Annotated in this window: 12 protein-coding genes; 5 read left to right on the forward strand and 7 right to left on the reverse strand. The window is 72.0% G+C overall.

Annotated elements, in window-relative coordinates; genetic code table 11:
- Window positions 1–130 precede the first annotated feature (130 nt).
- Window positions 131–628 carry a hypothetical protein gene (locus TNCT6_RS06995; RefSeq protein ID WP_141366182.1) on the reverse strand — a complete coding sequence of 166 codons (498 nt, stop codon included), beginning with the start codon at window positions 626–628 and terminating at the stop codon, window positions 131–133.
- A gap of 108 nt (window positions 629–736) precedes the next feature.
- Window positions 737–1,675, reverse strand: a complete 939-nt coding sequence (gene miaA, locus TNCT6_RS07000) for a tRNA (adenosine(37)-N6)-dimethylallyltransferase MiaA (RefSeq protein WP_141357677.1) — start codon at window positions 1,673–1,675, stop codon at window positions 737–739.
- A 188-nt stretch (window positions 1,676–1,863) separates the two neighbouring features.
- Between miaA and TNCT6_RS07005 the strand changes: the two genes are divergently transcribed.
- Window positions 1,864–2,190: an antitoxin gene (locus TNCT6_RS07005; RefSeq protein ID WP_141357679.1), complete on the forward strand. Its 327-nt coding sequence runs from the start codon at window positions 1,864–1,866 to the stop codon at window positions 2,188–2,190.
- A 67-nt stretch (window positions 2,191–2,257) separates the two neighbouring features.
- Here TNCT6_RS07005 and TNCT6_RS07010 read toward each other — a convergent pair whose 3' ends face one another.
- Both TNCT6_RS07010 and miaB read right to left on the reverse strand, forming a co-directional pair.
- Window positions 2,258–2,971: a class III extradiol dioxygenase subunit B-like domain-containing protein gene (locus TNCT6_RS07010; protein WP_141357681.1), complete on the reverse strand. Its 714-nt coding sequence runs from the start codon at window positions 2,969–2,971 to the stop codon at window positions 2,258–2,260.
- 58 nt (window positions 2,972–3,029) lie between these two features.
- Window positions 3,030–4,559: a tRNA (N6-isopentenyl adenosine(37)-C2)-methylthiotransferase MiaB gene (gene miaB, locus TNCT6_RS07015; protein ID WP_141357683.1), complete on the reverse strand. Its 1,530-nt coding sequence runs from the start codon at window positions 4,557–4,559 to the stop codon at window positions 3,030–3,032.
- Window positions 4,560–4,738: 179 nt separating this feature from the next.
- On the opposite strand from miaB, the gene TNCT6_RS07020 reads away from it, so the two are divergent.
- The gene (locus TNCT6_RS07020; protein WP_253266043.1) at window positions 4,739–6,013 is read left to right on the forward strand and encodes a glycosyltransferase family 87 protein; all 1,275 of its coding nucleotides are present in this window, start codon (window positions 4,739–4,741) and stop codon (window positions 6,011–6,013) included.
- Here the strand turns inward: TNCT6_RS07020 and TNCT6_RS07025 are convergent.
- On the reverse strand, window positions 5,950–6,354 hold the full coding sequence (locus tag TNCT6_RS07025; RefSeq protein ID WP_141357687.1) for a MazG nucleotide pyrophosphohydrolase domain-containing protein: 405 nt from the start codon (window positions 6,352–6,354) through the stop codon (window positions 5,950–5,952). The two genes, TNCT6_RS07020 and TNCT6_RS07025, sit on opposite strands and share 64 nt — an antisense overlap.
- Window positions 6,355–6,449: 95 nt before the next feature.
- Here TNCT6_RS07025 and TNCT6_RS07030 point away from each other — a divergent pair, with 95 nt between their 5' ends.
- Window positions 6,450–7,448 carry a TAXI family TRAP transporter solute-binding subunit gene (locus TNCT6_RS07030; protein ID WP_141357689.1) on the forward strand — a complete coding sequence of 333 codons (999 nt, stop codon included), beginning with the start codon at window positions 6,450–6,452 and terminating at the stop codon, window positions 7,446–7,448.
- Here the strand turns inward: TNCT6_RS07030 and TNCT6_RS07035 are convergent.
- Both TNCT6_RS07035 and TNCT6_RS07040 read right to left on the reverse strand, forming a co-directional pair.
- Window positions 7,438–8,853 (reverse strand): HAMP domain-containing sensor histidine kinase, encoded by a 1,416-nt coding sequence (locus TNCT6_RS07035; RefSeq protein ID WP_141357691.1) that lies wholly within the window; start codon window positions 8,851–8,853, stop codon window positions 7,438–7,440. The two genes, TNCT6_RS07030 and TNCT6_RS07035, sit on opposite strands and share 11 nt — an antisense overlap.
- 9 nt (window positions 8,854–8,862) lie before the next feature.
- Window positions 8,863–9,549, reverse strand: a complete 687-nt coding sequence (locus TNCT6_RS07040; RefSeq protein WP_141357693.1) for a response regulator transcription factor — start codon at window positions 9,547–9,549, stop codon at window positions 8,863–8,865.
- 284 nt (window positions 9,550–9,833) lie between these two features.
- Here TNCT6_RS07040 and TNCT6_RS07045 point away from each other — a divergent pair, with 284 nt between their 5' ends.
- Together TNCT6_RS07045 and TNCT6_RS07050 are read left to right on the forward strand one after the other, a co-directional pair.
- A complete protein-coding gene (locus TNCT6_RS07045; protein WP_141357695.1) occupies window positions 9,834–10,610 on the forward strand; it encodes an amino acid ABC transporter ATP-binding protein in 777 nt (258 codons plus the stop codon).
- Between the two features lie 99 nt (window positions 10,611–10,709).
- Window positions 10,710–11,555: a glutamate ABC transporter substrate-binding protein gene (locus TNCT6_RS07050; protein ID WP_141357697.1), complete on the forward strand. Its 846-nt coding sequence runs from the start codon at window positions 10,710–10,712 to the stop codon at window positions 11,553–11,555.
- Window positions 11,556–11,599 lie beyond the last annotated feature (44 nt).

An 11,599-nucleotide genomic window follows, 5' to 3' on the forward strand; every position in this document is an offset into this window, starting at 1 on the left:
GCGGTGAGCGCGGTGCCCGGGTCCTGGCGGAGCCGGGGTCCGGGCGCGCTGCCGGTGAAGCCAGGGGCCCGGAGCGCGGCCCAGTGCTGTGACCGGAAAGGTTCACCGGCTCGCGACGCCCGGCACGGCACTAGCGGAGCCGGGCGACCCGCCAGACGGCGAGGACCACGACCACGGCGACGACGAGGACGTACGCGCCGATCACCCGCCAGTCCGGGCGCCGCCCGGAACCGCGCGGCGGCAGGCCCGGCCAGGTGTGGCCGACGCGACGGGCGGCCATCATGCCCCAGCCCGCCGAGCAGGAGCAGATCAGCAGGCCCAGCATGGCGATCACGGCGCCGTTGTCGCCGTCGAAGGCCAGCGGGAAGGCGAACATCAGGGAGCCGACGACGGCCAGGCCCACGATCGGGGCCAGCTGCCAGAGACGCAGCCGCCGCTGCGGGCGCAGCTCGACCTCCACCTCGGGCCCGGCGAACATCTCCTCGGGCCCGGGTCCGTCCGCGGTCACGCCGCCCTGCGTCTCGTCGGGCCCGTCGGGGCTCAACGAGTCGTCGTCCGGTTCCGCGCCGCCGCGCTCCACGGTGATGCGGTCGGTGTCTTGTGCGGTGTCGCGAGGGCCGGCCTCCATCGCCACGCGCCCTCCCAACTAGGACTTCACTCGGTCGATCCGAGCTTGATGATGGCACGGCGCCGGAGGCCTGGATGACGGCCTGGGCGTCCCGATGCCATGACGTGATCAGGCTGTAACCGGTCGTTCGACCAACGCCAGGGCGAGATGCGGAAGTTCTGTGAGATCCGCCGCAGCCCCGCTCAGCCAGTGCACACGGGGGTCCCGCCGGAACCACGAGTCCTGACGCCGCGCGAAGCGTTTCGTGGCGCGTACGGTCTCCGCGCGCGCCTCGTCGAGCGTGCACTCCCCCGCGAGCGCCGCGAGCACCTGCTGGTAGCCGAGCGCACGCGATGCCGTACGCCCCTCGCGCAGGCCCCGCGCCTCCAGCGCGCGCACCTCGTCCACGAGCCCCGCCTCCCACATGCGGTCGACCCGGCGCGCGATGCGTTCGTCGAGTTCGGGGCGGGCGACGTCGACGCCGATCTGGACGGTCTCGTAGACCGAGTCGTGGCCCGGGAGGTTCGCGGTGAAGGGGCGGCCGGTGATCTCGATCACCTCGAGGGCCCGGACGATCCGGCGGCCGTTGCTGGGCAGGATCGCCCGCGCGGCCTCGGGGTCGGCGGCGGCGAGGCGGGCGTGCAGAGCGCCGGAGCCGCGCAGCGTGAGCTCGTCCTCCAGCCGGGCACGCACCTCGGGATCGGTGCCGGGGAACTCCAGGTTGTCCACGGCCCCGCGGACGTACAGACCGGAGCCGCCGACCAGGACCGGCCAGCGCCCCTCGGCGAGCAGCGCGTCGATCCGCTCCCGGGCGAGCCGTTGGTACTCGGCGACGGAGGCCGTGACCGTCACGTCCCAGATGTCGAGCAGGTGGTGCGGCACGCCACCGCGCTCCTCGGGCGTCAGCTTCGCGGTGCCGATGTCCATCCCTCGGTAGAGCTGCATGGAATCGGCGTTGACGACCTCGCCGCCGAGGCGCTGGGCCAGAAAGACGCCCAGATCGGACTTTCCGGCCGCAGTGGGGCCGACGACGGCGATGACGCGGGGGGCGGGGGGTGCGCTGCTCACCGCACCAGTCTCCCAAACCCCGCAGGAGGTGCCTCGCACGAGTCGTGTGACGGCGGGTGACGGGGTAGGACGAGTAGGGTATCGAGTGAGTATGGGCGTTTTTGCGTGACTCCTTCGGTAGTCGAGAGGCCGGAGGGGGAACTCGACCGCCGGGGAGAAGGAATCCGCCCCGTCAGGGAAGGTGAACCATGGGTCTGCTGGACAACATGAAGGCCAGGATCGGCCCGGCGAAGGAGAAGGTGTCGGACCTTGCCCAGCGCCACGGGGGCTCGATCGGGCAGAGTCTCGACAAGGCCGCGAAGGTGGTCGACGAGAAGACCAAGGGCAAGTACAGCGACAAGATCCACGCGGGTACGGACAAGGCCAAGGACGCCATGGACCGGCTCGCCCACAAGGGCGGGACGAGCCCGGAGACCCGTACGGCGCCGGAGGCGGGCACGAGCCCGGACCAGGGCACCGGCACGGCGCCGGGTGGCGCTTCCGCTCCGACGGAGGGACCGCCGCCCACGTCCTGAGAGGCGTCGGCGGACGGCCGGGAGGCGCGTTGCGTCCCGGCCGTCCGCCGTGTCCGCCGCGTTTCGCTCACGACCAGGCCGCGACCAGGTACCCCACTCCGTACGGCGCGTCGTCGTGGAGCAGCGTGCCGGAGAGACCGGCACCCTCGGCCGCGCCGGCCAGCACCTGCCACGGGGCCCGGCCCGAGGCCTTCAGTTCGTGCGCCGGCTCCAGGCCGAGCGCCAGGAGAGCCGGCGTGTCGGCCTCCCCCAGTGCGCGGGCGATGCCCGCGTCGAAGGGTTCGGCCCGTTCGTCGAGATAGCCCGGCGCCTTGAGCGTGCGCCGCGCGCTGGCGTCGCCCATCACCAGCAGCGCCACGCGGCCTGCCCGCGCGGCGAGGCCCCGGCCGGCCGCCGCACACCGCTCGGGTGCCGACGACTCCCCCACACCGAGTCCCTCGACCGGGGCGTCGGACCAGCCGGTGCGCTCCAGCAGCCAGGCGGCGACGGAGAGCGAGGGCGGCAACTCGCCCCCGGCCCCGGTGCCCGTGTCCCGGCCGAGCCGTACCTCCAGGTCCACGCCGAAGCCGCGGAACGAGCCCCGGGTGCCCTCCGGGAAAACGCCGTGCCCGGAGGCCTCGGCGGGTCCGACGACCACCAGCAGGTCGGGCCGGGCGGCGGCGAGCACGCCCAGCGCGTCCGTGCAGGCGGCCCGGGCGGAGTCCAGCTCGGGTGCGGCTCCCGCGGCGAGCTCGGGCACGAGGAGGGGCGGGCAGGGGCAGACAGCGGCGGCGACAAGCATGATCCGCAGGGTAACGCCGCCGGACGGCCGGTCGTCGGGCGGCCGCTCGCCCGACGGGTCAGTCGCAGCCGCAGCCGCTGTTGGCGGCGGCCGGCAGCGGCTCGGGCACCCCCACCTTCGGCAGGCCGAGCATGACACCGGCCGGCTGGGCGGCCTCGGCGGCGTTGCGCTTCTCCCACGCGTCACCCGCGCGCGTGCGCCGCACGTCGAGCACCGGGCCCTCGGCGAGGAGGTGGTGCGGGGCGGCGTAGGTGATCTCGACCGTGACCACGTCGCCGGGGCGCACGTCCTGCTCGGGCTTGGTGAAGTGGACCAGGCGGTTGTCGGGGGCGCGGCCGGAGAGACGGTGGGTGGCACCGTCCTTGCGGCCCTCGCCCTCGGCGACCATGAGCTCCAGCGTGCGGCCGACCTGCTGCTTGTTCTCCTCCCAGGAGATCTCCTCCTGGAGCGCGACCAGCCGCTCGTAGCGCGCCTGGACGACCTCCTTGGGGATCTGGTTCTCCATCTCGGCGGCCGGGGTGCCCGGACGCTTGGAGTACTGGAAGGTGAACGCCTGCGCGAAGCGCGCCTCGCGCACGACGTGCAGCGTCTGTTCGAAGTCCTCCTCGGTCTCGCCGGGGAAGCCCACGATGATGTCGGTGGTGATCGCGGCGTGCGGGATGGCGGCGCGGACCTTCTCGATGATCCCGAGGTAGCGCTCCTGCCGGTAGGAGCGGCGCATCGCCTTCAGCACCGTGTCGGAGCCGGACTGGAGCGGCATGTGCAGCTGCGGCATGACGTTCGGGGTCGCGGCCATCGCGGCGATCACGTCGTCGGTGAAGTCGCGCGGGTGCGGCGAGGTGAAGCGGACCCGCTCCAGGCCGTCGATGTTCCCGCAGGCCCGCAGCAGCTTGCTGAACGCCTCGCGGTCCCCGATGTCGGAACCGTAGGCGTTGACGTTCTGGCCGAGCAGCGTGATCTCGGAGACGCCCTCGGCGACCAGGGCCTCGACCTCGGCGAGGATGTCGCCGGGACGGCGGTCCTTCTCCTTGCCGCGCAGCGCGGGGACGATGCAGAACGTGCAGGTGTTGTTGCAGCCGACGGAGATCGAGACCCAGGCCGCGTACGCGCTCTCGCGCCGCGTCGGCAGCGTGGAGGGGAACGCCTCCAGGGACTCGGCGATCTCGACCTGCGCCTCCTGCTGCACGCGGGCGCGCTCCAGCAGGACGGGCAGCTTGCCGATGTTGTGCGTGCCGAAGACGACGTCCACCCAGGGCGCCCTCTTCACGATGGTGTCCCGGTCCTTCTGCGCCAGGCAGCCGCCGACCGCGATCTGCATCCCGGGCCGCTTCGCCTTCTGCGGCGCGAGGTGCCCCAGGTTGCCGTACAGCCGGTTGTCGGCGTTCTCCCGGACGGCGCAGGTGTTGAAGACGACGACGTCCGCGTCGCCGTCCGCCCCTTCCGGCGCCCGCACGTAGCCGGCGTCCTCGAGCAGGCCCGCCAGCCGCTCGGAGTCGTGGACGTTCATCTGACACCCGTAGGTGCGGATCTCGTAGCTCTTGGGTCCTTGAACATCCACTGCGGGGCTCCGGTCGCTGCTGCTGGTCATGCGTCAAGGGTAGGTGGTTCCCGGACGGCCCCGGGACGGCGGAGCGTCACGCCCTTCCAGGCCGGGCACGGCGCGGATCCCGGGGGGCGACGGCCCGGCGGAGGGCTTTGCGCCCTCGTGACGGCGACACGGCCGGCCGCTTCCTCCCGCATGGGGTCAACTGGCCCAAAATGACACGCGTGACGGAGCTTCGTGACGCCCTGCGGGCACCCGCGCCGGACGTGCCCCCGACCGCGGTGCTGCGCGCATGGCTGCTGCGGCCGGCCGGACCCGTCCCGGTCGCCCTCCTCGCCGTCGTCCTGTTCGCCCGCGCCGCGCGCGTGGCCGTCGTGTTCGCCCGGGGAGGCATGGACAACGCCTTCGTCGTCCATGCCGGGCAGATCTGGCTGGGCGGTGGCGCTCCGTACGCCGACCGGCGCTTCCTGTACCTGCCGAGTGCCGTGCTGTTCGCCGCCGGGCAGGCCGCGCTGCCGGTTGCCGTGGTGCGCGTCGCCGCGCCGCTGGCCTGCGTGGTCCTGATCACGGGCGGCTGGTGGTGTGCGGTGCGCCTGTTCCGGGTGCCGGCGTGCAGCCGGTTCGCGGTGCTGGGACTGCTGGGGCTGGTGCTGTGCTGGGCGCCCGTCGGCCACCTGGTGAACCTGGGGAACTGGACGGCGGTCAGCGCCCTGGCGTTGCCGCTGGCGCTGCTGCTGGCCGACCGGGGCCGCTGGGACCTGGCCGGGGTGGTCCTGGGCCTCTCGGTGGCGGTGAAGCCGCTGCTGCTGCCCGTGGTCGTCCTGCTGGTGCTGGCCCGGCGGTGGCGGGCGCTGGCCTGGATGGTGGCGGTGCCCCTGGCCCTGTCGCTGGGCGCGGCCCTGATCATGCCGGACCCGGGCGGCTTCTTCACCCGCACCCTGCCCTTCCTGCTCAAGGGCGGGGACGGTCTGATGCGGCCGTTCGACTCCTCCCTGCCGGCCGTGCTGCCGCGGCTGGGGCTGCCGCCCGTCCCGGCCGAGGCCGTGGCCCTGGCCGCGGCGGCGGCCGGTGTGCTCTGCGCCCGGCTGCGCTGGCTGCGCGCCGATCCCGGTCCGGCACGGCTCGCGGACACGGCCGCGCTGCTGATGCTGGCCTCCTACCTGGTGTCCCGGCCGTCCTACGACCACTACCTGGTCGCCGTGGTGCCGCTGCTGGTCGCCGGGGCGCTGGAGGCGGACTCGGTGACGCGTTCGCCGTGGTTCTGGGTCGCGCTCGTCCCGCAGGTGCCCCAGTTCACCTTCCCGTACCTGGACGCCTCGACCCGCAGGGCGTTCAAGGACGCGGCCACGCTGTCCGCGCTCGCGCTGGTGCTCGCCGTGCGGTGCGCCCGGTCCTCACCGCGGTGGCCCGCCGGCTCGGACGTAGGCAGCCCGCGTCAGGCGCCGTCGGGGACCCAGCCCTGCCGGCGCAGCACGGCCGACACGTCGGGCGCCACGTAGTGCTCTCCCTTGAGCACCTTGCCGTCGGCGCGGCGGGCGACCCGGCCGTCCGGGCCGAGCTTGGTCATGTTGGCGCGGTGGATCTCGGCGATCACCTCGTCGAGGTCGATGCCGTGCACCAGGGCGGTGCCGTACGCCACGTACACGACGTCCGCCAGCTCGTGCGCGAGCCGGTCGAGCGGGCCGCCGACCGAGACCTCCGCGACCTCGGCCGCCTCCTCCGCGAGCAGTTCCCCGCGGTGCGCGGCGAGCTCCGGCGGCACCCGGGTGGGCGTGGGGCGGGCGTCGAGCCCGAAGGCACGGTGGAACTCACGGACCAGATCGGCGGGCGAGGAACTCATACCCGCGAGGTTAGCCGCCGGCCGGGACGGCACCGGCCGCCCGCCGGGCCGCCCGCCCCTGGTCAGCACGCCGTCCCGCTGGCAGGATCGCGCGCATGCCAAAGCCGTTCCCCCGCATCGGACGACGTCGTGGCCTCCAGGGCACGGCCGCCGGGGTCGTGGTCCTCGGGCTGCTGCTGTGGTGGCTGCTGCCCCTGGGCGAAGCCCCGCCGAGCGGGACGATCACCTTCAGCACGGGGACCCTGCGCGGGGTCTACCAGGAGTACGGCGTGCGGCTGCGCACCGCGTTCGCCAAGGACATGCCCGATCTGAAGGTGCGGCTGCTGACCAGCGACGGCTCGCAGGAGAACGTCGCGCGGGTGGCGACCGGCCGGGCCGACTTCACCATCGCCGCGGCGGACGCGGTGGAGACGTACGAGGTGAACCACGGCCCGGGCGCCGCGGGGCTGCGCGGTGTGGCCCGCCTCTACGACGACTACGTGCAGCTCGTCGTCCCCAGCGACTCGCACATCCGCTCCGTGTCGGACCTGCGCGGCAAGCGGGTGTCGGTCGGGCCGCCGGAGTCCGGTGTCCGGCTGATAGCCGAGCGGGTGCTCAGGACGGCCGGGATCGACCCGGAGACGGACATCCGCCCGATGGGCGACGGCATCGGCACCGCTCCGGACCGGCTGCGGCGGGGCGAGCTCGACGCGTTCTTCTGGTCGGGCGGGCTGCCGACGGACGGTCTGCGGCGGCTGGCCGAGAAGTTCGCGTTCCGTTTCGTGCCGATCGAGGCCGAGCTGGTGGCCAGGCTGCACGCCGAGGGCGGCGCCACACGCTACTACCGCGCCACCAACATGCCGGAGTCGGCGTACCCGTCGGTCCAGAAGGGCGCGACCGTGCCGACGATCGCCGTGTCCAACGTGCTGATGACGCGCAAGGACATGGACCCGAGGCTGACGGAATGGGTGACCCGCACCGTCATCAAGAGCCGCGACGGCATCGGCGCGCACGTCCACTCCGCCCAACTGGTCGACCTGCGCACCGCGATCTACACCGACCCACTGGCCCTGCACGAGGGCGCGCGGCGCTACTACCGTTCGGTCAAGCCGTAGGCACCGACCTCGGCACGGCCACCGTCACCCGCAGTCCGCGCGGCTCCTCCTCCCGGTGCCGGACGTAGGAGATCGAGCCGCCGCCCGCCGCGAGCAGCGCGCGGGAGATGGACAGGCCGAGGCCGGAGCCGTTGATGTTCTGGTGGCGTCCGCTGCGCCAGAAGCGGTCGCCGACGCGGGCGATCTCCTCGTCGGTCAGGCCGGGGCCGTGGTCGGCGACCACGATCGTCGACGTGTCGCGGTCGAAGGAGACCGTCACCTCCACGCGCTCGCCGCCCGGCGTGAACTTCACCGCGTTGTCGATCACCGCGTCCAGCGCGGACGACAGTGCCACGGGGTCGGCCCAGCCCGTGGTGGCCGGGCAGTCGCCGACCAGCCGCACCCCCTTGGCCTCGGCGGCCGGCGCCCAGGCCGCCACCCGCTCGGCGGCCAGCTCCCCGATGTCGATGAGCTTCAGATCCGGTTCCGCGTGCTCGGCGAGCGCCAGGTCGAGCAGGTCGTCCAGGACCTGGGCGAGGCGTTTGCCCTCGGTGCGCACGGAGGCGATCTCCTCGTTGTCCTCGGGCAGTTCGATCGCGAGCAGTTCGATGCGCAGCAGCAGCGCGGAGAGCGGATTGCGCAACTGGTGCGAGGCGTCGGCGACGAAGGCGCGCTGCTGTTCCAGCACGTCCTCGACGTTGTCCGCCATCTCGTTGAACGACCGGGCGAGCCGCCGCAGTTCGGGCGGACCGCCGGCGGCCGCCACCCGGGACTTCAGCCGCCCTGTGGCGATGTCGTGGGTGGTGGCGTCGAGGATCCGCACGGGTCTGAGCACCCATCCGGTCAGCCGCAGTGCCGCGCCGACGGCGAGCAGCATCGCGGCGATCTCGCCGGTGCCGATGAGCAGCCAGCCGTGCACGGTCCGCGAACGCATCTGCCCGGTCGGCGAGTCGGTGACGACGACCGCGACGACGTCACCGTCCCGGATCACGGGGGAGGCGACGACGAGCCGGTGGCGCTGCCAGGGCCAGACCTGTTCCGGGTCGTGGCTGCGCCGGCTCAGCAGTGCCTCGTCGAAGGCGTCGCGGACCTCGCCGAACGCGGGCAGCGACCAGTCGGCCGGGGCGTTGGCCATCGGGATGCCGGTCCGGTAGAAGACGCCGGCCCGGATGCCGTAGACCCCGTGGTAGCTGCCGAGTTCGCGGCGGAGGGTCTCCAACCGCTCGTCCGGGACCGTGCGTCGGGGACCGCTGGTCCCGTCGGTGACGAACTGGGCCAGGGCGGCGAAACGCGCGGCGTCGTCGATGCGGTCCACGACCGCCTTCTGCTGCTCGGCTCCGGCGACGCTGACGGCGAGCGGGACGCCGAGGGCGAGCAGGACGGCCGCCATCAGGACGATGAGCAGCGGCAGCAGACGTGAACTCACCCGTCCCCGCTAGGCGGCCGGGGCGACGAGGCGGTAACCGACGCCGCGTACGGTCTCGATGAGCGCCGGTGTGCGCAGCTTGGAGCGCAGGGAGGCGACATGCACCTCCAGGGTCCGTCCGGTGCCCTCCCAACTGGTCTGCCACACCTCGCTGATGATCTGCTCCCGCCGGAAGACCACCCCGGGGCGCTGGGCGAGCAGCGCGAGCAGGTCGAACTCCTTGCGGGTGAGCTGGACGACCACGCCGTCCACGCTGACCTGCCGGGTGGGCAGTTCGATGTGCACGGCGCCCAGGCGCAGCGTGCTCTCGCCGCCGGCGTTCGCGTCCTCGTGGGCGGTGCGGCGGCTGACGGCGTGGATACGGGCGAGCAGTTCGCCGGTGTCGTAGGGCTTCACCACGTAGTCGTCGGCGCCGAGGTTCAGGCCGTGGATGCGGGAGCGGACGTCGGAGCGGGCGGTGACCATGATCACGGGGATGCTGGTGCGCTTGCGGATCCTGGCGCAGACCTCGTAGCCGTCCTGGTCGGGCAGGCCCAGGTCGAGCAGGACCACGCCGAAGGAGGCGCTCTCGGGGACGAGCGCCTGGAGGGCCTCCTCGCCGCTGCGGGCGTGCGTGACGTCGTACCCGTGCCGCGCCAGGACCGCGGACAGGGCGGCGGCGACGTGGTTGTCGTCCTCGACGAGGAGCAGTCGCATTCCGGCCCCCTCCGGTTCATGTGTCATACGGTCACGGCGTGTAAACGTGGTGCACGCGCGCGTGCACCATGGAAGTGACGCCGATGGACGAGGACGGCGTCAAGAGGGTTCCGGTTGCGCACCGTGTGTCGTTATCCAGCCGGTACGTGCCCCGGCCGGTCACGCTACGACATGTGTGCGCCCGCTACCGGATCGTGATGCTCAGATCTCCCTCAGATGTAATGACGCAGGTCGCACAGGTCGTTACTGTCCCCCGAAACCGAGGAGGACGGAGCCTGAAAGCGATGACCGAAGTATCGATGGCCAAGGAAGACGTGGCCTCGACCGCCGATCTGGTCGTCCTGAAGAGCGTCAACAAGCACTTCGGCGCGTTGCACGTACTCCAGGACATCGAGTTGACGATCACCCGCGGCGAGGTCGTCGTGGTCATCGGGCCCTCCGGGTCCGGGAAGTCCACCCTGTGCCGCACCATCAACCGCCTGGAGACCATCGATTCGGGCACCATCACGATCGACGGCAAGCCGCTGCCCCAGGAGGGCAGGGAGCTGGCCCGGCTGCGCGCCGACGTCGGCATGGTGTTCCAGTCCTTCAACCTCTTCGCGCACAAGACCGTGCTCGAGAACGTGATGCTCGGCCAGGTCAAGGTCCGCCGCACGGACAGGAAGAAGGCCGAGGAGCGGGCCCGCGAGCTGCTCGACCGGGTCGGAGTGGGCGCGCAGGCCGACAAGTACCCCGCGCAGCTCTCCGGTGGCCAGCAGCAGCGCGTGGCCATCGCGCGGGCGCTGGCCATGGACCCGAAGGTCATGCTGTTCGACGAGCCGACCTCCGCGCTCGACCCGGAGATGATCAACGAGGTGCTGGAGGTCATGCAGCAACTCGCCCGGGACGGCATGACGATGGTCGTCGTCACCCACGAGATGGGCTTCGCCCGATCGGCTGCAAACCGGGTGGTCTTCATGGCCGACGGCCGGATCATCGAACAGGCTGCGCCCGACCAGTTCTTCAGCAACCCGCGCAGCGACCGGGCCAGGGACTTCCTTTCGAAGATCCTGCACCACTGACGCGACGGCCCCGCCGGTGACGCCGTGCGCCGCCGGCCCGTGATCGTGCCGTCGCCGTCCCGACGGCTCCGCATCTCCTCAACACCGAAGGAAGTTCACATGAAGCTCCGCAAGGCCACCGCCGCCTCGGCCGTCGTCCTCGCCCTCGCCCTCTCGGCGACGGCGTGCGGCTCGAACGACAAGAAGGACGAGGGATCGTCGGGCGGTGGCGGCAAGATCAAGGTCGGCATCAAGTTCGACCAGCCCGGCCTCGGTCTGAAGCAGCCCGACGGCTCGTTCTCCGGTTTCGACGTGGACGTGGCCACCTACGTGGCCAAGGAACTCGGCTACAAGCCCGACCAGATCGAGTGGGTCGAGACCAAGAGCGCCGACCGTGAGAACGCGCTGGCCCGCGGCGACGTGAAGTTCATCGTGGCCACGTACTCGATCAACGACGAGCGCAAGCAGAAGGTCGACTTCGCCGGGCCGTACCTGCTGGCCCACCAGGACCTTCTGGTCAAGGCGGACTCGGACATCTCCAAGGGCACGGACCTCAACGACAAGAAGCGGAAGCTGTGTTCCGTGACCGGCTCCACCTCGGCGCAGAACGTGCAGAAGTCGATCGCCCCGAAGGCCAACCTGCGTGAGTACGGCGGCTACTCGGAGTGCGTCGCCGGCCTGCAGAGCGGTGCCGTCGACGCGCTGACCACCGACGACTCGATCCTCGCGGGCTTCGCCTCCCAGGACAAGTACAAGGGCCAGTTCAAGCTCGCCGGGCTCAAGCTGAGCAACGAGAACTACGGCATCGGTGTCAAGAAGGGCGACACCGCGACCGTGGACAAGATCAACTCCGCGCTGGAGAAGATGGTCGGCGACGGCTCGTGGGATTCCGCGATCAAGAAGAACCTCGGCCCGGCGAACTACAACAACGAGCCCGCCCCGAAGATCGGCGACATCGTCAAGTGACCCGGTTCGTCCGGTAAGCAGGGGTCCGCAGGCCTCGCAGGGTT

The organism is Streptomyces sp. 6-11-2, from assembly GCF_006540305.1.
In the GTDB taxonomy this organism is placed as follows: Bacteria; Actinomycetota; Actinomycetes; order Streptomycetales; family Streptomycetaceae; genus Streptomyces.

Excerpts from the sequence above, each read along its gene's own strand:
- TNCT6_RS06995 (WP_141366182.1), bottom strand. The coding sequence starts at position 628 with ATGGAGGCCGGCCCTCGCGACACCGCACAAGACACCGACCGCATCACC.
- TNCT6_RS07005 (WP_141357679.1), top strand. The coding sequence starts at position 1,864 with ATGGGTCTGCTGGACAACATGAAGGCCAGGATCGGCCCGGCGAAGGAG.
- TNCT6_RS07010 (WP_141357681.1), bottom strand. The coding sequence starts at position 2,971 with ATGCTTGTCGCCGCCGCTGTCTGCCCCTGCCCGCCCCTCCTCGTGCCC.
- miaB (WP_141357683.1), bottom strand. The coding sequence starts at position 4,559 with ATGACCAGCAGCAGCGACCGGAGCCCCGCAGTGGATGTTCAAGGACCC.
- TNCT6_RS07025 (WP_141357687.1), bottom strand. The coding sequence starts at position 6,354 with ATGAGTTCCTCGCCCGCCGATCTGGTCCGTGAGTTCCACCGTGCCTTC.
- TNCT6_RS07030 (WP_141357689.1), top strand. The coding sequence starts at position 6,450 with ATGCCAAAGCCGTTCCCCCGCATCGGACGACGTCGTGGCCTCCAGGGC.
- TNCT6_RS07040 (WP_141357693.1), bottom strand. The coding sequence starts at position 9,549 with ATGCGACTGCTCCTCGTCGAGGACGACAACCACGTCGCCGCCGCCCTG.
- TNCT6_RS07045 (WP_141357695.1), top strand. The coding sequence starts at position 9,834 with ATGACCGAAGTATCGATGGCCAAGGAAGACGTGGCCTCGACCGCCGAT.
- TNCT6_RS07050 (WP_141357697.1), top strand. The coding sequence starts at position 10,710 with ATGAAGCTCCGCAAGGCCACCGCCGCCTCGGCCGTCGTCCTCGCCCTC.